Annotated in this window: 22 protein-coding genes; 8 read left to right on the forward strand and 14 right to left on the reverse strand. The window is 59.1% G+C overall.

Annotation, left to right across the window (positions count from 1 at the left end; genetic code table 11):
* The first annotated feature begins 69 nt into the window (after positions 1 to 69).
* Positions 70 to 525 (forward strand): DUF3429 domain-containing protein, encoded by a 456-nt coding sequence (locus BLU07_RS05845; protein ID WP_092385062.1) that lies wholly within the window; start codon positions 70 to 72, stop codon positions 523 to 525.
* Between the two features lie 182 nt (positions 526 to 707).
* Positions 708 to 1043 (forward strand): PilZ domain-containing protein, encoded by a 336-nt coding sequence (locus tag BLU07_RS05850; protein ID WP_092385064.1) that lies wholly within the window; start codon positions 708 to 710, stop codon positions 1041 to 1043.
* Here BLU07_RS05850 and cobA read toward each other — a convergent pair.
* The 13 genes from cobA to pyrC all read right to left on the reverse strand — a co-directional run bounded on the left by cobA (position 1040) and on the right by pyrC (position 18799).
* The gene (gene cobA, locus BLU07_RS05855) at positions 1040 to 1819 is read right to left on the reverse strand and encodes a uroporphyrinogen-III C-methyltransferase (RefSeq protein ID WP_092385066.1); all 780 of its coding nucleotides are present in this window, start codon (positions 1817 to 1819) and stop codon (positions 1040 to 1042) included. The two genes, BLU07_RS05850 and cobA, sit on opposite strands and share 4 nt — an antisense overlap.
* A gap of 145 nt (positions 1820 to 1964) precedes the next feature.
* Entirely contained in the window at positions 1965 to 4676 is a 2712-nt protein-coding gene (locus BLU07_RS05860) for a nitrate reductase (protein WP_092385068.1), read from the reverse strand.
* Between the two features lie 184 nt (positions 4677 to 4860).
* Positions 4861 to 5187, reverse strand: a complete 327-nt coding sequence (gene nirD, locus BLU07_RS05865; RefSeq protein ID WP_092385070.1) for a nitrite reductase small subunit NirD — start codon at positions 5185 to 5187, stop codon at positions 4861 to 4863.
* On the reverse strand, positions 5184 to 7640 hold the full coding sequence (gene nirB, locus BLU07_RS05870; RefSeq protein WP_092385072.1) for a nitrite reductase large subunit NirB: 2457 nt from the start codon (positions 7638 to 7640) through the stop codon (positions 5184 to 5186). Before nirB ends, nirD begins: the two co-directional genes overlap by 4 nt.
* Before the next feature lie 270 nt (positions 7641 to 7910).
* Positions 7911 to 9560 (reverse strand): bifunctional protein-serine/threonine kinase/phosphatase, encoded by a 1650-nt coding sequence (locus BLU07_RS05875; RefSeq protein ID WP_092385074.1) that lies wholly within the window; start codon positions 9558 to 9560, stop codon positions 7911 to 7913.
* Between the two features lies 1 nt (position 9561).
* Positions 9562 to 10773 (reverse strand): nitrate/nitrite transporter, encoded by a 1212-nt coding sequence (locus tag BLU07_RS05880; protein ID WP_092385076.1) that lies wholly within the window; start codon positions 10771 to 10773, stop codon positions 9562 to 9564.
* A 207-nt stretch (positions 10774 to 10980) separates the two neighbouring features.
* Positions 10981 to 11565 (reverse strand): ANTAR domain-containing response regulator, encoded by a 585-nt coding sequence (locus tag BLU07_RS05885; protein WP_092385078.1) that lies wholly within the window; start codon positions 11563 to 11565, stop codon positions 10981 to 10983.
* A gap of 3 nt (positions 11566 to 11568) precedes the next feature.
* Positions 11569 to 12783 (reverse strand): CmpA/NrtA family ABC transporter substrate-binding protein, encoded by a 1215-nt coding sequence (locus tag BLU07_RS05890; RefSeq protein ID WP_092385080.1) that lies wholly within the window; start codon positions 12781 to 12783, stop codon positions 11569 to 11571.
* Between the two features lie 101 nt (positions 12784 to 12884).
* Positions 12885 to 13322: a universal stress protein gene (locus BLU07_RS05895; protein ID WP_092385082.1), complete on the reverse strand. Its 438-nt coding sequence runs from the start codon at positions 13320 to 13322 to the stop codon at positions 12885 to 12887.
* Entirely contained in the window at positions 13294 to 15903 is a 2610-nt protein-coding gene (locus BLU07_RS05900) for a TRAP transporter permease (protein ID WP_092385084.1), read from the reverse strand. The genes BLU07_RS05895 and BLU07_RS05900 overlap by 29 nt, the downstream gene beginning before the upstream one ends.
* A gap of 78 nt (positions 15904 to 15981) precedes the next feature.
* On the reverse strand, positions 15982 to 16956 hold the full coding sequence (locus BLU07_RS05905; RefSeq protein WP_092385086.1) for a TAXI family TRAP transporter solute-binding subunit: 975 nt from the start codon (positions 16954 to 16956) through the stop codon (positions 15982 to 15984).
* A 113-nt stretch (positions 16957 to 17069) separates the two neighbouring features.
* A complete protein-coding gene (gene rnt / locus BLU07_RS05910; protein WP_092389616.1) occupies positions 17070 to 17675 on the reverse strand; it encodes a ribonuclease T in 606 nt (201 codons plus the stop codon).
* A gap of 83 nt (positions 17676 to 17758) precedes the next feature.
* Positions 17759 to 18799, reverse strand: coding sequence for a dihydroorotase (pyrC, locus tag BLU07_RS05915; protein WP_092385088.1), 1041 nt, complete (start codon positions 18797 to 18799; stop codon positions 17759 to 17761).
* Positions 18800 to 18972: 173 nt separating this feature from the next.
* On the opposite strand from pyrC, the gene BLU07_RS05920 reads away from it, so the two are divergent.
* From BLU07_RS05920 to BLU07_RS05935, 4 genes are all read left to right on the forward strand, one after another.
* Positions 18973 to 19821: a flagellar protein MotY gene (locus BLU07_RS05920; protein ID WP_092385090.1), complete on the forward strand. Its 849-nt coding sequence runs from the start codon at positions 18973 to 18975 to the stop codon at positions 19819 to 19821.
* Positions 19822 to 19916: 95 nt separating this feature from the next.
* Positions 19917 to 21134: an argininosuccinate synthase gene (locus tag BLU07_RS05925; RefSeq protein ID WP_092385092.1), complete on the forward strand. Its 1218-nt coding sequence runs from the start codon at positions 19917 to 19919 to the stop codon at positions 21132 to 21134.
* Between the two features lie 109 nt (positions 21135 to 21243).
* The gene (gene gloA / locus BLU07_RS05930; RefSeq protein ID WP_092385094.1) at positions 21244 to 21630 is read left to right on the forward strand and encodes a lactoylglutathione lyase; all 387 of its coding nucleotides are present in this window, start codon (positions 21244 to 21246) and stop codon (positions 21628 to 21630) included.
* Between the two features lie 22 nt (positions 21631 to 21652).
* Positions 21653 to 22540, forward strand: a complete 888-nt coding sequence (locus tag BLU07_RS05935) for a nitrate- and nitrite sensing domain-containing protein (RefSeq protein ID WP_092385096.1) — start codon at positions 21653 to 21655, stop codon at positions 22538 to 22540.
* On the opposite strand, the gene BLU07_RS05940 is transcribed toward BLU07_RS05935, so the two are convergent.
* Positions 22511 to 23839 carry a deoxyguanosinetriphosphate triphosphohydrolase gene (locus BLU07_RS05940; RefSeq protein WP_092385098.1) on the reverse strand — a complete coding sequence of 443 codons (1329 nt, stop codon included), beginning with the start codon at positions 23837 to 23839 and terminating at the stop codon, positions 22511 to 22513. The genes BLU07_RS05935 and BLU07_RS05940 overlap by 30 nt on opposite strands.
* A gap of 126 nt (positions 23840 to 23965) precedes the next feature.
* Here BLU07_RS05940 and BLU07_RS05945 point away from each other — a divergent pair, with 126 nt between their 5' ends.
* Positions 23966 to 24229: a glutaredoxin family protein gene (locus BLU07_RS05945; RefSeq protein WP_092389618.1), complete on the forward strand. Its 264-nt coding sequence runs from the start codon at positions 23966 to 23968 to the stop codon at positions 24227 to 24229.
* Between the two features lies 1 nt (position 24230).
* Positions 24231 to 24683, forward strand: a complete 453-nt coding sequence (locus BLU07_RS05950; protein ID WP_092385100.1) for a YcgN family cysteine cluster protein — start codon at positions 24231 to 24233, stop codon at positions 24681 to 24683.

Raw genomic sequence — 24683 nt, forward strand, 5'->3', positions numbered from 1 at the left:
CCAGAGAATCGCCATTTATAATGGGACGACATTCCGACATACCCGTCGCCGTTGTACGTAGAGGACACCATGCATCCATTCAGCGCAACTCGTCCCCCCAGGCTGGCTCTGGTTCTTGGAGCTGCCGGTCTGGTGCCTTTTGTGCTGGGGGCCATGGGGCTTTGGGTCACACCAGAGGCCTGGCGCGAATGGGTCATGGATGAATTGCTGGGTTACACCGCGGTCATTCTGGCTTTTATGGGAGCCATTCACTGGGGGTTGGCCATGCGAGCTGATGAAGCCAGTGACAAGGCGCCGGTTCAGTTGGGCTTGTCGGTAATTCCTCCGTTGCTCGGCTGGTTCGCTCTCAGCATGCCTTTACAGCTGGGCATTCCATTGTTTTTTGTCGCTTTTGCCGCTTTGTACTTTGCTGATATCTGGGCAGTCAATCATGGTCTGGCGCCAGTGTGGTATCCGTCTTTGCGCAAACCCCTGAGTATTGTGGTTATTGTTTCCCTGCTGGTGGCCTGGGCATCAACCTGGTGAAGCCTCTCTGGTCGACCAATTGTTCAAAGTGTGACGGGTTTAACAGAATATTTCACGCTGCTGGCTGTTCGCCATTACTTTAATAGTGCACACTTGATCTTGATTGCTTGGGTGTGAACTGCATTCGTACCCAATCAACACGTACCCCCGTTTCAGTGGTACGGGATCGGTCAGGAGTAGATATGCACGACGAACGCCGCAGATTGGAGCGACACCCCGTGAGCAATAGCCTTGAAGTGTATGATTTGAGCAACGGCCATCATCTCGGCCGGGTTGTAGACTTGCATGTGGAAGGTCTCATGCTGCTGAGTGAGCTTCCGATTGAGCTGAATCGTCAGTATGCACTTCAGGTCAACCTGCCGATGACGCTGAATGGTCGCCGCGAATTTCTTATCGACGCTGAAAGCCTGTGGCATCGCAAGAGTCTTAATGGTAGCCAGTACTGGACGGGGCTGCACTTTACGGACATCCCCGAAGAATCTCGCTCGTGTATTGAAAAAATGGTCGCCAGTCGTTAACCCGTCGTCGCGCCTGCCAGCCGGGGGCTTGACCGTTTCGACACCGAGCTATCCTCGAGTACGCCTGCAGCGTAGCCGGCAACATCCCCAATGATCAGCACGGCCGGGCTCTGCAGGCCGACGTCTGTGGCTACCTGCTCCAGACTGTCCAGTGTGCAGCGGGTTTCACGCTGCTCCGGCAAGCTGGCACGTTCAATCATTGCCACCGGGGTGCAGCCGGGCAAACCACCAGCCAGCAAACCGGTTTCGATTTGCGCCAGTCGGGCGACCCCCATATAGACCACCAGGGTGGTGCCGCTTTGTGCCAGGGCTGACCAGTTCAGCTCGCTGTCATCCTGAGTATGCGCAGTCACCAGCGTAACGCCACGGCTGACGCCACGCAGGGTCAGCGGAATACCGCACTGGGTAGCGCCGGCCAGCCCGGCGGTAATGCCGTTGACGATTTCCGCCTGCACGCCGCGCTCAGCCAACCAGCGGGCCTCTTCACCAGCGCGACCAAAAATGCACGGGTCACCGCCTTTGAGACGCACCAGGCGCTTGCCCTGGCGGCCGTAACGCAGCATCAGCCGGTTGATAAAGGCCTGCGGCGTCGAGCGGCAGCCACCGCGCTTGCCGACGCGGATAATGCGGGCCTGCGGGCAGTGTTCGAGAATCGCCGGATTGACCAGGTCATCCACCATGACCACCTCGGCCTGCGCCAATACCCGCACGGCTTTCAGCGTGATCATTTCAGGGTCGCCGGGACCGGCGCCGACCAGCCAGATATTTGTGTTCATGGGGTGTTCCTGTGTGGTCATGGTTTTCATGCTGGCGCCTCTATTCCTCTCTCCCCAACCCCTCTCCCGCGAGGGGAGAGGGGGCTTGAACTTAACCCGGTGCGAGCTGCCCCCCCTCGCGGGAGAGGGGGCGGGTTGGGAGAGCTCAAGCCTCGACAAAATTCACTCGCTTGCTCAATAATTGCCGGACTTCGGGCACGCATGACCCGCACTCGGTGCCGCAGCCCAGTTCAGCCTTGAGCCCGTCCAGGTCCAGCCCACGGGCGATGCCGGCTTCGATCTGGCTCTGGCTGACGTTCATGCAGTTGCACAGCGTCTTGTCATTGCTGATGGTCGCGCCCCCGGGCGGGCTGCTGAGCGGGGCCATAAACCACTGGCGCAGGGCGGCATCGGCTTCGCCACTGTTCCAGACATTGCGCAACCAGTCGCGCGCAGCCGTTTCACCAGTGAGGCGGATTGCCGTGATGCGTCCATCCTCGATACGCACCCGCTTGCCCACGGCGCGACGCGGATCATCGTAGGCCACCACCGGCCCGCTATCCAGGCCAAGCAAGGCGTCAACCCGGGACAGCCAGTCAACCGATGCCGCTTCGGTATGCGCAACACGGACCAGCAGGGCTGAGCGCTCACGTCCGGTCAGGCTGAAACTGGCGTAGTCAAAGTCTTCACACAACGGGCGCAAGGCCGATAGCTGTTCCTGTACCCGGCCTTCCACCAGAATAAACAATTCCCAGGGCAGGGCGACCGGCTGCAGGCTGATCGCGGCCTGCTTGAGCTCCGGCTGTTTAGACAGTGGATCATAGGCCGGCTGGGTCAGCACATTGACTCCCAGCCCCTTGAGAAAGCGATCACCCCAGTGCATGGGAATAAAGGCCTGGCCGGAGCGGACCTGTTCATCGCCCTGAACCGGGAGAATCAGGCTGCCACGCTTGCTCTTTACCCGCACCAGCTGGCCATCCTGCAGTTTGCGGCTGCGCAGCTCATCCGGATGCAGACTGATCAGCGCCTGCTCGACATGGCCGAACAGCTGCGCTGCGGTACCCGTGCGACTCATGCCGTGCCACTGATCACGCAGGCGGCCGGTGTTCAGCAGCAAAGGGAAACGCGCATCGCGCTTTTCCTGCGGCGGTTGGTACTGCTCGGCGATAAAGCGCGCGCGGCCGTCCGGGGTGGGAAACTGACCGTCGCTGTACAAGCGCGCAGTACCCCGTTCAGCGCCAGCCGGAAACGGCCATTGCTGCGGTCCGAGCTCATCGATCATGGCATGGCTCAGCCCGCTGTAATCCAGGTCACGCCCGGCCGTCAGCCCCTTGTACTCGTCAAACAGCTCGCTTGGACGGGAAAAGTCGAACAGGCTCGGTTGCCCAGGGCGCAACTGCTTCTCCAGCCGTTGCGCCAGATCACAGACAATGGCCCAGTCCGGGCGCGTCTCGGCCGGTGCCGGGATTGCCGGCCTTACATGACTGATGCAACGCTCGGAATTGGTCACCGTACCTTCTTTTTCACCCCAGCTGGCTGCCGGTAGCAACAGGTCGGCGTAACGGCACGTCTCCGTGGTGGCAAAGGCTTCCTGCACCACCACGAAGGGGCAGTTGGCCAGAGCCTCATGCACCAGCGTCTGGTTCGGCATGGATTGCGCCGGATTGGTACAGGCAATCCACAGTGCCTTGATCTTGCCTGAACGCACCGCCTCAAATAGCTCGATCGCACTCAAGCCAGGGTTCAGGGGCATCTGTTCGACACCCCAGTAGGCAGCCACTTCGCTCTGATGCTCGGCATTGGCCGCCTCGCGATGGCCCGGCAACAGGTTGGACAGGCTACCCGTCTCACGTCCGCCCATGGCATTGGGCTGCCCGGTCAGGGAGAAAGGCCCGCTGCCCGGTTTGCCGATCTGTCCGGTCGCCAGATGCAGATTGATCAAGGCACTGTTCTTGGCACTGCCGGAACTGGACTGATTCAGGCCCATGCACCACAGCGACATAAAGCTCGGCGCACTGCCAATCATTCGCGCCGCTGCCTGCAGGTCATCCGGATGGATACCACACAGCTCACTGACCATCGCCGGGCTGTAATCACGTACCAGGCTTTTCAGCGCATCAAAGCCTTCGGTATGCGCGTCGATAAAGGCTCTGTCTATCCAGCCTTCCCAAAGCATAATGTGCAGCAGGCCGTGAAACAGCGCCACGTCGGTGCCCGGTTGTACCGCCAAATGCAGATCGGCAATTGCGCAGGTGTCCGTGCGTCGCGGATCGATCACGATAATCCGCTTGTCCGGGTTGGCTTCCTTGGCTGCCTCCAGCCGACGAAACAACACCGGATGGGCAAAGGCCATGTTACTGCCCGCAATCAGCAGACAATCACTGGTCTCGATATCGGAGTATGAGCAGGGCGGGGCATCGGCACCCAGGCTGCGCTTGTAACCCACCACCGCACTCGACATGCACAGCCGCGAATTGCTGTCGATATTATTGGTACCCACCAGGGCCCGCGCCAGTTTGTTGAAGGCGTAATAGTCTTCGGTCAACAACTGCCCCGAGATATAAAAGGCCACGCTGTCAGGCCCGTGCTCGGCAATGGTCCGGCCAAACACCTGGGCCGCATGATCCATGGCGGTATCCCAGTCCGTGCGGCTGCGGGCCATGCCCTTGCCCAGACGCAATTCGGGATACAAGGCCCGCGCCGCCAGGTCCCCGGTCTTGTGCAGGGTCGAGCCCTTGCTGCACAAGCGACCCAGGTTCGCCGGGTGCTTGGGATCACCCGTGACGCCGAGAATTTTCTCGTCATCATGCTCGATCAATACCCCGCAGCCGACACCGCAGTAGCAGCAAGTGGATGCTGTTGTTCTGGAAGTTGTCATAAGCACACACTGGTTGATTGCACATTGTCGGCAAGCGGCGTTGGGTACGACCTGCTCTGGACCGTCGATGCCCTGGACGGGCATCGTCGAGCGCCCAGGGATGGGTTCACAGCGTGTCCAGAGCAGGTCGTACCCAATGACGCCCGCACCGAACCCGGTTTAATCTGTGTTTCCCATTTAGCCATCAAGCCGACTCCCGTACCTTGTCCAGCGCCAACTGCACCCGCCCATCCTCAACGCGCACGGGGTAGCTGTGGGCACAGCCAACATCCGGCGCGACCGCTTCACCGCTTTCCAGCTGGATTTGCCAGTTGTGCAGCGGGCAGGCCACCTGCTTGCCATAGATAATCCCCTGCGACAGTGGCCCGCCCTTGTGCGGGCAGCGGTCATCCAGAGCAAACACCTCATCCGCACTGGTGCGAAACAGCGCAATATCCCCTTTGGGGCCATTGATCACCCGTGAGCCCAGTTGCGGGATCTCTTCCAGAGCACAGATATCCAACCAGTTCATGCGTTCACCTCATCCAGCTGCTGTACCGCAATACGGCGGAATTCCTGCTTCAACTCTTCCTTCTCGATGCGCTCCTTCCACGGGTCCTGCTCGAACGACAGCGAGAACAACAGCCGCTCATGCAGCGCCTTGCGCCGCTCCGGATCGGCCAGCACACCCTGCTTGATGTGCTCCATACCGACGCGGTGCAGATAATGCACCGTACGCTCCAGGTAGAAGGCCTCTTCACGGTAGAGTTGCAGGAACGCCAGCGAATATTCCATCACCTCGTCCTCGGTTTTTACCTTGACGAAGAACTCACCGGCCTCGGTCTTGATCCCGCCGTTACCGCCGATATAGAGTTCCCAGCCGGAATCCACGCCGATGATGCCGATATCCTTGATACCCGACTCGGCACAGTTGCGCGGGCAACCCGAGACCGCCAGCTTGACCTTGTGCGGCGACCACATATTGAACAAGGCATGCTCCAGATCGATACCCATCTGCGTCGAATTTTGTGTACCGAAGCGGCAGAACTCGCTACCCACACAGGTTTTGACCGTGCGGATCGACTTGCCATAGGCATGCCCGGAAGGCATATCCAGATCCTTCCACACGCTGGGCAGGTCTTCCTTCTTGATACCCAACAGGTCGATACGCTGGCCCCCGGTCACCTTGACCATGGGCACCTGGTACTTGTCGGCCACATCGGCAATCCGGCGCAGCTCGGACGCATTGGTGACTCCACCCCACATGCGCGGCACCACCGAATAGGTGCCATCTTTCTGGATGTTCGCGTGCGCCCGTTCATTGATAAAGCGCGACTGCGGATCATCCTTGGCCTCGCCGGGCCAGGTGGAAATCAGGTAGTAGTTGATCGCCGGGCGGCAGGTCGCACAGCCGTTGGGCGTGCGCCACTCCATAAAGGCCATGGCCTCGGGAATGCTGGTCAGATGGTTTTCGCGGATGGCCTTGCGCACCTGGCCATGGTTCAGATCAGTGCAACCACACACCGGACGGTCGCTCTTCGGCTTCACATCCGCCGCACCACCCACGGTATTCAGCACAATCTGCTCGACCAGTCCGACGCAGGAGCCGCAGGAGCTACCCGCCTTGGTGTGCTGTTTGACATCATCAACACTGAACAACCCGTGTTCCTGAATGGTTTTAACGATGGTGCCTTTGCACACCCCGTTACAGCCACAGACTTCCATGTCATCGGGCATGTTGGCGGCCTTGTTCTGGCCCTGGTGACCCGTATCGCCGATGGCATTTTCCCCGAACATCAGATGATCACGGATCTCGCTGACATTCTGGTTGTTCTTGATCATGCGGAAATACCAGCCGCCATCGGCAGTATCGCCATACATGCAGGCGCCAACCAGCACGTTGTCCCGAATCACCAGTTTCTTGTAGACACCGCCAATGGGGTCGGAGAGGGTGATCTCCTCACTGTCTTCATCACCCATAAAGTCGCCGGCAGAAAACAGGTCGACGCCGGTTACCTTCAACTTGGTCGAGGTGACCGAGCCTTCGTAGCGACCATAGCCGAGCATGGCCAGATGATTGGCACAGACCTTGGCTTGCTCAAACAAGGGGGCAACCAGCCCGTAGGCGATACCCCGGTGGCTGGCGCATTCGCCGATGGCGTAGATTTTTGGATCAAAGGTCTGCAGCGTATCGCTGACCAGAATGCCGCGGTTGCAGGCAAGCCCCGCACTTTCCGCCAGTTCGGTATTGGGCCGGATGCCGGCAGCCATGACCACCAGATCTGCCGGTACTTCGCTACCATCCTTGAAACGTACGGCCTTGACCCGGCCCTTGCCGTCATCCAGCAGCTCGCTGGTGAATTGCGGCAGCATGAACTTCAGGCCGCGCTCTTCCAGCGATTGTTGCAGGAGTTCACCTGAAGTGCGGTCGAGCTGGCGTTCCAGCAGCCATTCCCCGATATGCACGACGGTCACATCCATGCCACGCAGCATCAGCCCATTCGCCGCCTCCAGACCGAGCAGGCCACCACCGATGACTACCGCGTGCTTGTGCGTCTTGGCGGTGTTCATCATCTGTTGGGTATCGGCAATATCACGGTAACCGATTACACCCTCCAGGTCGTTGCCGGGGATCGGCAGCATAAAGGGGTTGGAGCCGGTCGCCAGCAACAAGCGGTCGTATTCCGCTTCAGAGCCGTCATCGGCAATCACCTTGCAGTTGCGGCGGTCGATTTTTACAATCTTGCGGCCTGTGTGCAGGGTAATGCCATTGTCGGCATACCAGTCCAGCGGGTTGAGGATAATGTCCTCGAAATTCTGCTCGCCAGCCAGTACCGGCGAAAGCAGGATGCGGTTGTAGTTCGGGTGCGGTTCAGCCCCGAACACCGTGATGTCGTACATATCGGGCGTCAGCTTGAGCAATTCTTCCAGGGTACGAACCCCGGCCATGCCGTTGCCTACCATCACCAATTTGAGCTTTTGCATCCTGAGCTCCATAGTCTTGAGCGCATAACAAAAAAGGCGTCCCCACCGCTCTCGCGGTAAGGACGCCTTTGTCCGGTTCCTGATCAAGTCAGGAGTGCACTGTCGCCGTTGACAATGGCACTGTATGTAATAGCTGCCTTAGCTGAGTGTACTAATGCAGACTTTGTGCCAACTTCAAAGCTCTGATTATTCAAGGGTTTGCATGGCCAGTCAGCGAGTTTGTCGCACCCTGATGAAGCAGTCCGCACCGCGCTGGTGCGGCTGCCCGGTTCAATACAGCCAGACGATGGCTGCGAGCAGATTGATGCTCAGCGAAACCAGCGCCAGCGTTCGCCAGACCAGCAGCGGTTCACGCTCGATCAGCGGTTTTTTTGGTGTCAGCAGGTCTTCGCCACGTGCCAGCGCCAATAGCCATTCCTCGGCGGTTTCGTAGCGGTCTTCAGGGTCTTTCGCCAGCGCTTTCAGTAGCCAGTTGTCCACCCAGTTGGGCAGGTCCGGACGGTAGCGGCTGGGTGGGGTGGGGCGGCCAAAGCGTGGACGCTGGAAGGCTTCGATCTCACCGTAGGGAAAGTGACCGGTCAGTTGGTAATACAGGGTGACACCGGTGCTGTAGATATCCTGCTGCGGGTCGGGTTCGGCACCCTGAAACACCTCGGGCGCCATATAGCTCGGCGTGCCGGCGGGCAAGCCAGGCTGCCAATCGGTCAGCCCAGGACACCAGGCCAGACCAAAATCCAGCAGTCGCAGGGTGCCATCGCTATCGATGTGCACATTGTCTGGCTTGATGTCACGATGGATCAGGTTGCGTCGGTGCAATAGTCCCATGGCATGGATCAGGGCCGGGGCCCGCTGCTGCAGTTGTGCCAGCGACCAGAGCCCTTCGCTGGCCCGTGCTTCCGCCAGGGTGCGACCGGAATAATCACGCATTACCAGATAGAGGTGCTTGCGTTCGGGCAACGGATGCAGCTCGGGTACCGACTGGCTGGCAACCCGGCGCAAGAACCATTCCTCCTGCAGAAGTTCACGACCGGCCTTGGTGTTATCGGCTTGACTGGGCGGTAACGTCTTCAACAGCCAGGGCTGGTCCGCGGTATCCGAGACCTGATAACACAGTGATTGCTGTGAGCTGTGTGCCAATCCCTGGACCTGCCAGCCTTCAAAGGTCTGGCCGGCTTTCAGCCTGGGTGGCACGGCATAGTCATCCACTGGCCCCAGCACATCGTCCAGGTTGGCTGTTGGCAGGGCGTCAAGGCTGACCAGCAAGGCGCTGGCATTGTCTTCACTGCCGGCCGCATAAGCGCTATTGACCAGCTCCTTGCAGGGTTCACTGTGGTGCAGGCAGGACAGAATGTCACTGTCACTGAGGTGTCCCCAGACGCCGTCACTGAGCAACAGGAAGCAATCACCGGCTTCCAGCTCACCTTCCAGATAATCAATCAGCGGGTACTCATCCAGACCCATCGCGCGCTTGAGCACATGCTGCATGTCCGGCTGCTCCCATACGTGCTCCTGGGTCAGGCGCTGCAGCCGTCCATCACGCAGCAGGTAGACCCGGCAATCACCGATGTGCGCCAGGGTATAGCGCCGGCCACGCAGAATCAGGCAGCTCAGGGTGGTCAGCAGGGGCTGGCCACCGCCGTTGGCACGCAGCCAGCGATTGTGGGCATTCAGCAGGCGTTCCAGTGACTGGGTAACCGACCAGGTCTCCGGTGTTGAATAGTAATCCAGCGCCAGGGCCTGCAGCGTTGCCCGCGCGGCCAGGCCGCCATCGCGACACTGGCTGACACCGTCGGCGAGTGCCGCCAGATGCCCCTTGCTGGTTGCCAGCGCAGGCGCTGGCGTAGCCACGCGCAGGGCGTCCTGATTGTCCTTGCGCGGGCCGGCGGCGCTGGCTTCGTCTGTGCGGATCTGCAGGCCCATATCAGACCCTTGCCGAGGTCGCTGAGGACGAACCCCAGGTGGTGCGCCAGCGACGTTTGATATTGCTCAGGCCAATCAGCGCCAGAATACCCAGGGCCGCAAACAACCACAGCCCGAGCTGATATTCTCCCGTGTGTTCCTTGATGGCCCCAAGGCCGGCAGCCAGAACGAATCCACCAACCCCGCCGGCCATACCGATCAGGCCGGTCATCACGCCGATTTCACGGTAGAAGCGTTGCGGAACCAGTTGGAACACAGCACCGTTGCCGGCACCCAGGCCAAGCATGGCAATCACGAACAGTGACAGGGCCGCATAGGAGCTGTTCAGATTCAAGCCAACCAGCGCAATGCAGAACGCTGCGACTGCGTACATGTACAGCAGTGAGCGAATACCACCGATACGGTCAGCCAGTGCGCCACCCAGTGGTCGCATAAAACTACCGGCCATCACGCAGGCTGCGGTGTAATAACCGGCAATCACCGGGTTCAGGCCGTACTGGTCATTGAAATATCCGGGCAGGGCGCTGGCCAAACCAATAAAACCACCAAAGGTCACGCTGTAGAAAAACATGAACCACCAGCTGTCGCGGTCGTTCAATGCCAGCAGATAATCCTTGGCTGCCTTGGGCTTGGGGCGTTGTGGCGCGTTGCGTGCAACCAGGATGAAAATGATCAGGGTGGCCACCAGTGGAATCAGCGCCAGACCGAAGACATTTTGCCAGCCGAACAGGTAGGCCAGGCCGGGCGCAAACAAAGCGGCCAGCACGGTGCCGGAATTGCCGGCGCCAGCGATGCCCATGGCTTTGCCCTGGTGTTCAGCGGGGTACCACTGTGAAGCCAGCGGCAGGGCTACGGCAAAGGCGGCGCCGGCAAAGCCGAGGCCGAGGCCGAGCAGAAGCGCCTGGTGGTAACTGTTGATACCGAGTATCCAGGTGGCCAGCAGTGCAACAATGACCACGACCTGACCAAAGATACCGGCGGTTTTGGGTGAGGTGCGGTCTGCAAGAAAGCCAAGCAACAAACGCAGTATGGCGCCAGCGAGGATGGGCGTGGCGACCATCATGCCCCGTTCTTGTGCGCTCAGATCCAGATCGGTAGCGATCTGCACCGCAAGAGGGCCGAGTAAATACCAGACCATAAAACTCAGGTCGAAGTAGAGAAAGGCGGCGAACAAGGTCGGGGTATGGCCGGCCTGCCAGAAACTTTTGTTCATTCAAGATCCCTCAAAGTACGAAATGTCGGGGTTTCAGCCATTTTTGCCAGTGAAACTGCGGCAAAAAAAAACGCCACCCCCCTCCCCGGAACTGGTCCGGGTCAGGGAGTGACGTCGTTGTCTGGTCAGCAACCGCCGTTGGCTGCCTGACATAAGTAAAGCAGGAAGCATGCCATTAACAGCATGGGTGGCAGGACGCTTGCTGCGCTACGCGTCGCTGCCTCCCAGCAGCTCCTGCATGGCAATGATTTGCTCGGCGACATCAATCAGTTTCTGTTGGCGGCTCATTGCCTGCCGGCGCATGAGGGTGTACGCCTCGGGTTCTGTGCATTGTTTCATGTTCATCAACAGGCCCTTGGCTTGTTCGATGCGTTTGCGTTCATGCAATTGCTGTTCTCGGGCCTGAATTTCCGCGCGGTACTGCTGGTCGGTTTCAAAGCGTGCCATGGCCACATCCAGAATGGGCTGCAAGCGAGCGCTGTTGACCCCTTCAACAATATAGGCGCTGACTCCGGAACTGATTGCCTGGCGCATCACCCCGGGATCATGGTCATCGGTAAACAACACAATCGGGCGGGGTTGGTCTCGAGTCAGCAGGCAGACCTGCTCCATCACGTCACGGCCAGGTGAATCACTATCAATCAGTACCACGTCTGGCGTGCAGGCGGCTACTCGCGCGGGCAGGTCAATGGCCAGACCTGATTCTGCGACGACATCGAAGCCGGCTTCGGTCAGTGCGGTTTTCAGATGACCGACTTTTTTCTCGGTATCATTGATCAGCAGAATACGCATTGCTTAATCCTGCTCCGGTCTGGTCGACGGGGTGCGAGCATGCAGGGCAAAGCTGTCGGCATAGGCGGCCGGGTCCGCTCCATTCCAGAGGCTGCCATCGAACAACCGGCTTTCGCGCAGGGGGCTGGGGGGCAGGGATATATCCAGTGCGCTGGCCGCTGCACGGTAAAGATCCAATTGCTGTACCTGTTGCGCAACAGCCAGGTAGTCCGGATCCTCCTTGAGCAAGCCCCAACGGCGGAACTGGGTAAGGAACCACAGCCCATCTGACAGGTAGGGCGGGTTGACCTCGCCCTGAGCAAAAAACCGCAACGCATGTTGATCAGTCCATCGTTGACCACGCCCATCGGCATAATCACCCTGGAATCGCGGCAGCAAGGTGGCTACCGGTGTGTCCAGAAACGCATTGCCGCTGATCAATTGCGCTGTGCTCTCGCGGTTGGCGGCATCGGCATCGATAAAACGGCTGGCATCCAGAACGGCCATGATCAGGGCGCGGGCTGTGTTCGGATACTGGTCGACGAAAGTCTGCGTGCAGGTAAGCACCTTTTCCGGATGATCCGGCCAGATAGCCTGGCTGCTGGCAACGGTAAAGCCTAGTTCTTCGCTGACCGCCTGGGCACCCCAGGGTTCACCCGCGCAGAAACCGTCGATGCGGCCGGCTCGCATGTGCTCGACCATTCTTGCCGGTGGCACAACCTGCATGTCTACATCGCGCAGGGGGTGAATGCCATGTGCTGCCAGCCAGTAATACAGCCACATGGCGTGGGTGCCACCGGGAAAGGTATGTGCCAGGGTCAGCCGGTGTGGCGATTGCCGGATATGCCGCGCAAGTGAGGCACCATCGGTAACGCCAGCATCCAGCAAGGCCTGTGATAGCTGAATGCTCTGTCCGTTCTGGTTGAGTCCCATGAGCACCGCCATGGGTGTTTGCTGAGCGGTCAGCCCCAGATGTATCCCATATGACAACCCGTAGAGACCCTGAGCAGCATCCAGTGCCCCACTGAGCAAACGGTCGCGCAAAGCTGACCAGGATGACTGGCGACGCAATTGCAGGCTCAGCCCGTAGGGCTGGCCAAAACCCTGAGTGGCAGCCACGATCAGCGAAGCAGAGTCGGTCAATGGCATAAAGCCGATATTCAGCAGGCTCTTTTCCGGAGCATCGCTGCCGTCGACCCAGGCGAGATTGGCGGGTAGGGTTTGGTGGTGATCAGTCATGGGTTTCCATCAATAAAAAACGCCGCGTCCGCCAGTCCGGAGACTGGCAGAGAGCGACGCCATTGTCGTCAATTCATGTTGTGAGCCGGATGATACCCCACTCACCGGGGGGTGCGCACGATCATCACCGATTGCGGTGCCTGTTGCACTACTCGCATGGCATTGGTACCCAGCAACATGCGCTCCAGTTTTGGCCGTTTGTGCGAGGCCATGATAATCAGATCCACGCCGAGCTTGTCTGCACTGCCCAGGATCGCTTCCCAGACCTTGCCATCGGCAACCAGAAAATCACTCTGCAAGTCGGCTGGTAAGTGGTTTTCGACAAATACCTGCAGACGGTCGTGCAGGGCTTTTCGCGTTTCTTCGGCGAAATCTTTGGGGAAATAGCCGGCTACCAGTGTGGTACCGAAATTCGGTGTGACACTCAGTAGTGTCAGTCGGGCGTGATTCTGTCTTGCCAGAGAAATGGCCGTGGGTAGGGCAGTTTCCCAGGAACTGGGGTGCTGCAGATCAATGGGGAGCAGCAAATGATTGAGCATGAGAATCTCCTTGCCTGGTCAGGCGGCGACGTTTCCATTGTAGCCCAGCCACCAGGGCCAGGAGTGCCAGACCGGGTAGCCACATCCATTCCTTGCGCCAGCGATCGACGGGGGCAAGCAGTTGAACGATTTCCTGGTCCCAGTCAAAGCCCAATTCTTCCCCCAGGCTGCCGAAGCGCACCTGGTCGACGATGATGCGGCCATCGTCTTCAATCAGTTCCAGCCCCAGGTTGTGCATACGCTCGGGGCCACTATTGCCGTCGGGGACGGGGACCAGCAAAAAGAACTGTAGCGGATCACCAAATTCATCTACGCCAGCAATTTCCATCCGCAGGTAATTGTCACGATCTATCCGGTCCATGACCGCGGACAGTTCGCTGGGTGGCACTTCACGATAAGGGTCATGAATCAGATCCATCCAGTAGCCAGGCCGGAACAGGGTGAAGGCAACCAGCAGAAGCAGGAGGCTCTCGTACCAGCGGCTGCGTACCAGAAACCAGCCTTGTGTGGCCGCCGCGAAAATCAACATGGCCGCAGTGGCAACGATAAAAATCATTATGCCGTGTAGCCAACTGACATCGATCAGCAACAGGTCGGTATTGAAAATAAACAGGAAGGGCAGGGCAGCGGTACGCAGGCTGTAATAGAAGGCCTGAAAACCGGTACGCAGCGGGTCGCCGCCGGACACCGCCGAGGCGGCGAAGGAGGCCAGCCCGACCGGTGGCGTCACATCCGCCATGATACCGAAATAGAACACGAACAGGTGCACGGCTATCAGGGGTACCAGCAAGCCGTTCTGTTGCCCCAGGGTGACAATGACCGGGGCAAGCAGGGCCGAGACGACAATGTAGTTGGCCGTGGTTGGCAGGCCCATACCGAGGATCAGGCTGAGGATGGCGGTGAGCAGCAGCATTAACAGCAGATGCCCCATGGACAGCCATTCCACCACTTCGGCCAGAACCAGACCAATGCCGGTCTGGGCGACGGCGCCGACGATGATGCCGGCCGTTGCCGTGGCAATCCCGATGCCGATCATATTGCGTGCGCCGGTCACCAGACCCTGGAAAAAATCATCCAGTCCCTGACGCACGGCTGCCCGACATGGCCGGTCACCGCGAAACAGCGCGGTCAGTGGCCGCTGGGTCAGAATGATACCTATCATGAATACCGTGGCCCAAAAGGCCGAGAGGCCGGGCGACAGGCGTTCAACCATCAGGCACCAGACCAGTACCACGACCGGCAGCAAAAAATGCAACCCGGCCAATACTGTGGGTCGGGTTTGTGGCAATTCATCAATCGGACTGTTCGGATCGTCCAGGGTCAGCTCGGGAACCTGCGCGGCCAGGCGCAACAAGCCGATATAGGCCAGCGCCAGAGCGGCGGCCACGACCCAGCCGGCATGGGCGCCAAGCAAGGGTTTGAGCCAACCCAGGCCGTAATACACCGCAAAAGACAAGGCCATCAGCAACAGCAGGCCGGTCAGAAAACCAATCAGTTTGCGTATCAGGGGGCGCGGCGGATTGCTGCTGGGAATGCCCTGCATGCCGGCCTTGAGGGCTTCAAGGTGGACGATATAGATCAGCGCGATATAGGAGATCAGCGCCGGCAAGAAGGCATGGCGGATGACCTCGACATAACTGATGCCGACGAACTCGACCATCAGGAAGGCCGCCGCCCCCATCACCGGGGGCATGATCTGGCCATTGACCGAGGAGGCCACCTCGACCGCACCGGCCTTTTCCGCACTGAAGCCGACCCGCTTCATCAAGGGAATGGTGAAGGTACCGGTGGTGACCGTGTTGGCGATCGAGGAACCGGAGATCAGGCCGGTCATGCCGGAGGCTACGACGGCCGCTTTGGCCGGGCCGCCGCGATAATGCCCGAGCAGGGAAAACGCCACCTTGATGAAATAATTCCCGGCGCCGGCCTTTTCCAGCAGGGCGCCAAAGAGCACGAAGAGAAATACGAAACTGGTGGATACACCCAGGGCGATACCGAACACGCCCTGGGTAGTCAGCCAGTGGTGGTTGGCCAGCGACTCCCAGCCAACGCCACGGTGGGCCAGAATGCCCGGCATATGCGGTCCCAGCAGGGAGTAGAACAGAAATACCAGGGCAACCAGCATCAGTGGCGGGCCCAGGGTGCGCCGGGTGGCTTCCAGCAACAACAACAGGCCGGTCAGGGCGACGACGACATCAAGGGTGGTCGGTGCGCCGGGGCGTTGGGCCAGTTGCTGATAGAACAGATAGAGATAGGCGGCGCAGAAGCTGGCAACCAGGGCCAGCAGCCAGTCGGTCAGCGGGATGTGCTGACGTGGTGAACGGCGCAACGCCGGAAAGGCAATAAAACCGAGAAATACGGCAAAGGCGAGATGGATCGAGCGCGCTTCGGTACTGTTGAACACGCCGATACTGAACACGTAGGGCAGGGGTGAGGCAATCCAGAGCTGGAACAGTGACCAGACGGCGGCTACGGTCAACAAAATGGCTTTGCCGAGCCCGGCGGGCTGTCGCGGCCCTGACTCGACGCTGGCGACCAGCGCATCCAGTTCAGCCTGACGCGTGCTGTCGGTTTTGGCCATGGGTCAGATAATCCCGGTCAGAGTCTGCGCCAGTGTTTCAGGCTGGCGCAGAGGGGCGTAAAGCATCTTGCCGGCTACTTACATCCAGCCGCGTTCCTTGTAGTAGCGTACGGCACCGTCATGCAGGGGTGCGCTCAGGCCATCTTTGATCATGCTTTCCGGCTCCAGGTTGGCAAAGGCATCATGCAGACGACGGAAACGATCAAAGTCCTCGAACACGGCCTTGACGATCTGGTAGACGGTTTCATCGTCAGTGGCAGTAGTCGTTACCAGGGTGGCACTGACGCCGAAGGTGTCGACATCGTCATCATTGCCGCGGTACATGCCGCCGGGGATGGTTGCGCGCGAGTAGTAAGGGTAATTCTCCACCAGCTGGTCGATGGCCTCACCCGTCACATTGACCAGATTGGCATCGACGGTTGTGGTGGCTTCCTGAATCGAGCCGTTGGGGTGGCCAACCACATAGACCATGGCATCGATATTGTTGTCACCCAACGCTGCAGCCTGTTCATTGGCCGTCAACTCGGAGGCCAGAGCAAAGTCATCGGTGGTCCAGTCAAGGTACTGCATCACCACGTCCATGGTGTTGCGCTGACCCGATCCGGGGTTGCCGATATTCACTCGCTTGCCTTTAAGGTCGGCCAGCTCGTTGATGTTCGCACTCTTGCGTGCGACCACGGTCAGCGGCTCACCGTGCAGTGAGAACAGGGCACGCATTTCTTCCATCGGACCTTGTTGCTCGAAATTGCCGACGCCCTGTGATGCCTGGTATTGCACATCCGACTGCACCACACCCAGATACATGCTTTCATTGCGCATGGTATTCACGTTGGCAACCGAACCGCCGGTTGACGGTGCATTGCAGCGCAGGCCATGCTCGCTGGCACCACGGTTGACCAGGCGGCAAACACTCTGGCCGACCCGGTAATAAACACCTTGCTGGCCACCGGTGCCGATAGTGACGAACTTCTGGTCGGCGACAGCCGGGGTTGAACTCAGCAGGGCGCCACCCAGCAGGGCGGAAAAAACAGCGGCGAGGGTTGTGCGTTTCATCAGTGAGGCTCCTTGTTCAATGGGTGGGGCTGGCCCGGTAGCGAGCACGAGCCCTCATTGCACCCTAGTGAACATAAACCCCAGTTGCGGATCAGGCAAGTTGCCGGAGGCAATCAGTCCAGCGGCCAACCACCCATCTCGCGCCAACGGTTGACGATGGCGCAGAAGAGCTCGGCGGTCTTCTCCGTGTCATAGCGAGCCGAATGGGCTTCGTGACCGTCAAAGTCGATACCCGCAGCAGCACAGGCCTTGGCCAGCACGGTCTGCCCATAGGCCAGGCCACCCAGGGTAGCGGTATCAAAGCAGGAAAACGGATGGAAGGGATTGCGCTTGATCTCGCAGCGTTCGACCGCCGCATTGAGAAAACCCAGATCGAAAAAGGCATTGTGACCAACCAGCACGGCACGCTTGCATCCGGCGGATTTGACCGCCTTGCGTACCTGCTTGAAGATCTCGCCGAGTGCTTCCTGTTCGCTGACGGCCATGCGTAGCGGGTGGTCCAGCTTGATCCCGGTAAACTCCAGTGCAGCGGCTTCGATGTTCGCGCCGGCAAAGGGTTCCACACGGAAGAAGCTGGTGTCGTCCGGGTAGACCATGCCCTCGTCATCCATCAGTATGGGCGTGGCGGCAATTTCCAGCAGGGCGTCGGTCGCTGCATTGAAGCCGCCGGTTTCCACGTCCACCACCACCGGCAAAAAACCACGAAAGCGATAGGCCATCGGCGGCTTGGGTTTGCCAGGCTCGTGGGCGGGTGGTTCAGCTTCAAAGTCAAACGCAGTCACAGATATTCCTCAAACGGGGTTCAGGCTGTCAGCACACGCCAATGGATGGATTCACCGGCGCGCAAGGGCACCACGTTTTGTTCGCCCAAAGGCAGGCTGCCCGGCACCATCCAGGCATCGCGGACCAGGGTGATCTGATCGCGGTTGCGCGGTAGCTGGTAGAAGTCCGGGCCATGGAAGCTGGCAAAGCCTTCCAGCTTGTCCAGTGCGCCAAGCTGGTCAAAGACCTCGGCATACAACTCGATCGCTGCGTGCGCACTGTAGCAGCCGGCACAGCCGCAGGCGGCTTCCTTGGCGTGACGGGCATGGGGTGCCGAATCGGTACCGAGGAAGAACTTGTTCGAGCCGGATACAACCGCATCACAGAGTGCCTGTTGGTGGCGCTGGCGCTTGAGAATCGGCAGGCAATAGTAATGCGGGCGGATGCCACCAACCAGCATATGGTTGCGGTTGAACAGCAGGTGGTGGGCCGTGATGGTTGCTGCCACCCGTTCCGGAGCCTGACGCACGAAATCCACGGCGTCGGCGGTTGTAATATGCTCGAACACCACGCGCAGGGTCCGATGGCGCTCGACTACCTGCACCAGATGACGGTCGATAAAGGCTTTTTCCCGGTCGAAAATGTCCACATCACTGTGTGTGACTTCGCCGTGCACCAGCAGCGGCATACCCACGTCGGCCATGGCTTCCAGCGCCGGCTGGATATTGTCCAGCGAGGTAACCCCGGACTGCGAATTGGTGGTCGCCCCGGCAGGGTAGAGCTTGGCTGCTACTGCCTGGCCCTGCAATTTGGCCTGTCGAATGATCTCGGGGGTGGTCTGGTCGGTAAGATACAGCACCATCAGTGGGTCAAAGCCTGACCCCTGGGGGCGTGCGGCCAGAATACGCGCCTTGTAGGCGTCCGCTTCGACACCATCGCGAACCGGTGGCACCAGGTTCGGCATGATAATGGCGCGGGAAAATACCCGGGCAGCATCGCGCACGGTATGCGGCAACAGGTCGCCATCGCGCAGGTGAATATGCCAGTCATCCGGGCGAGTCAGGGTGATGCGGTCAGTCATGGGCAGGTCCGAGCGATTGAACTGGCGCCCATGCTACCGGAAAAGGCTTGTATTTGACATGCCGGAGCAGCCGTCGGACAGCTCGGGCTAAAGATTTCTTCGGATGGGCCGATGAACTGCTGTAAGCCGGTATTGCTAACGTTACCGGCCCCGTTGACCCATGGAGTATACCGGTGAATCGATGGTTTTCCCTGCTGATATGCAGTCTGGCGTTACCGGTCCAGGCGCTGACATTCCAGACCCGCATGGAAGATGTGCAATGGTCGGTGGACGGTGATCAGTTTGCCTGCCGTCTGGCACAAACTGTCAGTGGCTATGGCGAAGCCGTGTTTGTTCGACGTGCCGGCGAGCGCCCCGTATTTGAATTGAACGCCTGGAGCAACCTTCTGCGTCCGGGGCGCGTGCACGTCTACAATCAACCGCCGCAGTGGCGACCTGATGCGCGCAGTCAGGCCCTGGGACATGCCCAGGTTGCTGATAACCAGCCGGTAGTGCGGGTTCCGCAACAACAGGCCGGACAGATGCTTGCCGGGCTGGCGCAAGGCATGCAGCCGACCATCCTGGGTGATAGTTGGGCCAATGCCACCCAGCCTTTGCAAGTCGTTGTGTCCAATGTGGGTTACGCTGCTGCCTGGACGGAGTTTCAGGATTGCATTACCGGTCTGCTGCCGATGAACTTCGAACAGGCATCCAATACCACCATCAGCTTTGCCGCTGGTGGTACGGCTCTGTCCGGCGACGCGCGCGAGGTGCTGGATACCGTGTTGGTCTATCTGTTGGCCGATGAAGACATCAGTGGCATTCAACTGGATGGCCATTCGGACAATGTCGGCAACCGCCTGGATAACCGTGAATTGTCACGTCAGCGGGTCTTGATCGTGCGCGATTACCTGACTGAACGCGGCGTCAACGAAGACCTGTTCAATCTGCGCTTTCATGGGGAGCGCTACCCGGTAGCCAGCAATCAGAGCGCTGTCGGGCGGGCGGCCAATCGCCGGGTCAGCCTCAAACTGGAAAAGTAGTTGCCCTGTGAATCTTGCCCTTTCGGCGCTAGAATAGCGCCTTTGATCACTGGCCTCCGGCTGGCCAGGACAACGATTCATCAAGGGAGCGCGCAATGTCAGATGTAAAGAAAGTCGTCCTCGCCTACTCGGGCGGTCTGGATACCTCGGTCATTCTCAAGTGGCTGGAAGATACCTACGGTTGTGAAGTGGTGACTTTCACTGCTGATCTGGGCCAGGGCGAGGAGCTGGAGCCGGCGCGTACCAAGGCTGAAGCCCTGGGAGTAAAGGAGATTTACATCGAAGACCTGCGCGAAGAGTTCGTCCGTGATTTCGTGTTCCCGATGTTCCGTGCCAATACCGTCTACGAAGGCGAGTATCTGTTGGGCACGTCGATTGCCCGGCCGCTGATTGCCAAGCGTCTGATTGAAATTGCCAATGAAACCGGTGCCGATGCCATTTCCCATGGTGCTACCGGCAAGGGTAACGATCAGGTGCGCTTCGAGCTGGGTGCCTATGCGCTCAAGCCGGGCGTCAAGGTGATCGCTCCGTGGCGCGAATGGGACTTGTTGTCGCGCGAGAAGCTGATGGACTATGCCGAGAAGCACAATATTCCGATTGAGCGTCACGGCAAGAAGAAATCACCGTATTCCATGGATGCCAACCTGCTGCACATTTCCTATGAAGGCGGCGTGCTGGAAGATACCTGGACCGAACATGAAGAAGACATGTGGCGTTGGACCAGGTCGCCGGAAACTGCGCCAGACACCCCGACATACCTTGAGCTGACCTACCGCCAGGGTGACATTGTCGCTATCGACGGCAAGGATCTGAGCCCGGCTCAGGTATTGGCAGAACTTAACCGTATAGGTGGCGAGAACGGTATCGGTCGTCTGGATATCGTCGAGAACCGTTTTGTCGGCATGAAGTCACGCGGTTGCTACGAAACGCCCGGCGGCACCATCATGCTGAAAGCGCACCGCGCCATCGAGTCGATTACCCTGGATCGCGAAGTCGCACACCTGAAAGACGAGCTGATGCCGCGCTATGCCGAGATTATCTACAACGGCTTCTGGTGGAGCCCTGAACGCGCCATGTTGCAGCAGATGATTGATGCATCACAGACCAGCGTCAACGGTGTAGTGCGTCTGAAACTGTACAAGGGTAATGTCATTGTTGTCGGTCGCAAGTCTGATGATTCACTGTTCGATGCAGCCATCGCCACCTTTGAGGATGACGCTGGTGCCTACGACCAGGCTGACGCAGCGGGCTTTATCAAGCTGAATGCACTGCGTATGCGGATTGCTGCCAGCAAGGGACGCAAGCTGCTGTAAACGTCGTAAAAATACTGAAGGCTTGAGGCTGAAAGACGGACCTTGTGCAGTACGGCAGGGAGGCTTTCAGCCTTGAGCCTTCAGCTTTCAGCCCTCCGAAGGAGGAAACATGCGTATTCTTCACACCATGCTTCGAGTCGGCGATCTGGAAAAATCCATCGCTTTCTATACCGAGGTGCTCGGTATGACCCTGTTACGCCGCAAGGATTATCCCGAAGGACGCTTTACGCTGGCTTTTGTCGGTTACGGCAATGAGGCCGAGCACGCGGTGCTGGAACTGACGCACAACTGGGATACCGAGCATTACGACCTGGGTAACGGCTACGGGCATATTGCTATCGAGGTGCTGGACGTTTATAAAGCTTGTGAACAGATTCGTGCGGCTGGCGGCAAGATAACCCGTGAAGCCGGGCCGATGAAACATGGTCAGCGAATTCTGGCATTCGTGGAAGACCCTGACGGGTACAAGATAGAGCTGCTCTCTGCACAACCTTGAGTGGCATCACCGAGGCCTGTGAATGAGTCCACTGTTGCTGCCAGTACTAGTCGTTGTTCTGTTGCTCGCCATTCTCTGGCATTACAGCCGGGTGCGGCGTCAGCGCGGAATCTGGCGTGAGCGCGAACGGGCGTTGGAGCAGATTCTGCTGTTGCGAGAATTGCTTGAACAGATGCAGCGCCATCGTGGGCTGATGTTCGGTGTCATGTCTGGTGAGCAAAGCCTGGCCAATCAGCGCTGGACCATCTACCAGCAAGTCGGGCAGCTGCTCAAACGGGCATTGGCGCACGAGTCTTCCTTGTTCTGGTATGCCTCCTGGCACCACATGCAAAGCCTGTGGGAAGACATTGACGTCGAACATGAGCACGCGACTGCGGAACAGGTCCTGACCTGGCATAACCGTTTGATTGTCCATCTGCTGGATACCATCACGGCGATTGCCGAGCGGCATGACCTGGTGCGCTTCGGACAACTGGCTGCCAATGGCGACGGCCACTGGTTTGAACTTCTGCAGAATACCGAGCTGCTCGGACGGGCCCGGGCCATTGGTACCGGGATTGCCGCGCGTCGACAGAATACCGCCATGCAGCGTGAAGAATTGCTGCGTCTGGGGCGACGCATCAGTGATGAGGCGTATCTGGTGCTGGCGCGTTTGCATGCTGAACCGGAGCTGCGGCTGTCAGTGGCCAGCGCAGTGCGCGAAGCCGAAGAGTCACTGGACCGGTTGGTCGCATTGATTGAAACCCTGTTGCAGGCAGACCATCACCTGAAATCATCCAGTTATTTTACTATCGCGACTCAGGCCATCAGTGCCCAGTACGCACTGGCGGATATCTTGCTTGAGCGACTGGCGCGGGAGTATGGTTTGCTCAAGACGCCCTCAGCCGGGCGTGATTCCGCGAATGCGTGAGGCCATATCTGCCGCATAAAGATCAGTCATGCCGGCAATAAAATCCACTACCCGCAGATAACAGCGATAGCGGCCCCAGTCCTCCCGGGGCGCATTGTTGCCCATCAGGTCCAGTATGCGGCGGTGCTTGAAACTCAGTGATTGCCCGGTATGCAGCTCATTGACGGCACCGCAGAAGGCATCCAGCAGGGTTTCCAGGGTGCTGTAGGCACCGATTTCATGCAGGGTTTTGCGCTTGTCCTGAAAAATCCGTTCCCGTGCCATCTGCTTCGCCGTCAGGACGCAATCACGTGCGGCGGGATGCATGTGCTCTACCAGGTCGCCCTGTAACTTGCCGGCCAATAAAGCCGGTTGCTGGATGATGAAAGCTTCGGCTGCGGCGTTGACCAGGTGTTCGATCGCTTTGCCGCGCAATATGGCCAGCTTGCGTCGGGTTGAATCGTCCGCTCCCAACTGGCGATAGGTTTCCGGCAAGTCGTCGCCCACCAGAGCCAGTAGCGGTTGCTCGACCTCGTGGTAATCCAGCAACTCCATTTCCAGGCCATCTTCCAGATCAATCAGGGCGTAACAGATATCGTCGGCAGCTTCCACCAGATAGACCAGGGGATGGCGAGCCCAGCACTGTTCTTCCTGCAAGGGCAGGCCGAGTTTGTCGGTGATTTGCTCAAGCAGAGGATATTCAGCCTGATAGCAGCCGAACTTGTGCTTCTTGTAGCCGGCACTGTCAGCATGTCTGGCAGTCCAGGGGTACTTCAGGTAGGCGCCCAGGGTTGCGTAGGTCAGGCGCATCCCCCCCTCAAACTGATGGTATTCCAGTTGTGTCAGTACCCTGAAGCCCTGCGCATTGCCTTCAAAGCTCATCAGGTCGGCGCGCTCGGCTTCGCTCAGTGGGTCCAGCCAGCCCTGGTTGGCGGCCTGTTTGAACCAGTGACGAATCGCATCTTCGCCGGAGTGGCCGTAGGGCGGGTTGCCAATGTCATGGGCGAGGCAGGCCGCCTGGACGATAACGCCAATATCGGCCGGTTGACACCAGTGCGGCAACTCATTGCGCAACATCTCGGCCACGCGCATTCCCAGAGAGCGTCCGACGCAGCCGACTTCCAGGCTGTGCGTCAGGCGAGTATGAATATGATCGTTACTGGATACCGGATGTACCTGGGTTTTCTTGCCCAGGCGGCGGAAAGCGCCGGAGAAAATGACCCGATCATGGTCCTTGTGAAAGGGGGTGCGGCCCAATTCGTCGGTGCTGGCGACCGGTTTGCCCAGGCGCTCGCGGCATAACAAGGTTTCCCAATCCATTTTGTTCCCTGAGAGTAACGTTAGTGCGACGAGTATGTGGCAAGTGGGGAAGGGTCGCAATCATGCCGGCAATGCGTTACAGCCAATGGTAAAATGCGCTCAGGCCCAGCGATGCGAGATATTTTCATGAGTGCTCCAGTTGTATTGACCTTGTACGGAACCTCAGCCTGCCACCTGTGTGACGCGGCCATGAGCGCGCTTGAGCCACTCAAGGGCAATGGTGTACACGTGCATGTCGTGGACATCAGTGAAGACCCGCTGCTGCTGGAACGCTATCAGCTGCGCATTCCGGTTCTGCAGCGTACCGATAATGGTGCCGAGCTAGATTTTCCGTTTGACTTGCCGCAGGTCATGGCCTGGCTTCAGGATATCCTGCAGGAAGGGCGCTGACATGGCAGACTTGACCCAACCCTTCTGGCAGCGCAAGACCCTGGACGAGATGGAGCCGGAGGAGTGGGAGGCACTGTGCGATGGTTGCGGCCTGTGTTGCCTGCAGAAACTCGAAGACGAGGATCAGCCCGGGGCCGTTTATTACACAGACATTGCATGCCAGTTGCTTGACCACAAGAGCTGCCAGTGCAGTGACTATCCCGGGCGCAAGGCCAAAGTACCGGACTGTGTACAGCTGACGCCGGCCGATGCTGCAGAGTTTGCCTGGTTGCCTCCCACCTGCGCCTACCGGCTGTTGGCAGAGGGCGACGAATTGCCGTTCTGGCATTACCTGCTCTGCGGTGACCCTCGCGAGGTGCATCGGCAGGGTATTTCTCGGGCTGGCCGTATGTTGGCGGAAAGCGCGATCGCGGACGATGACTGGGAAGAGCGCATCATTTTTCGCGTTGGCTGA

This window comes from Halopseudomonas salegens (genome assembly GCF_900105655.1).
Taxonomy (GTDB): domain Bacteria; phylum Pseudomonadota; class Gammaproteobacteria; order Pseudomonadales; family Pseudomonadaceae; genus Halopseudomonas; species Halopseudomonas salegens.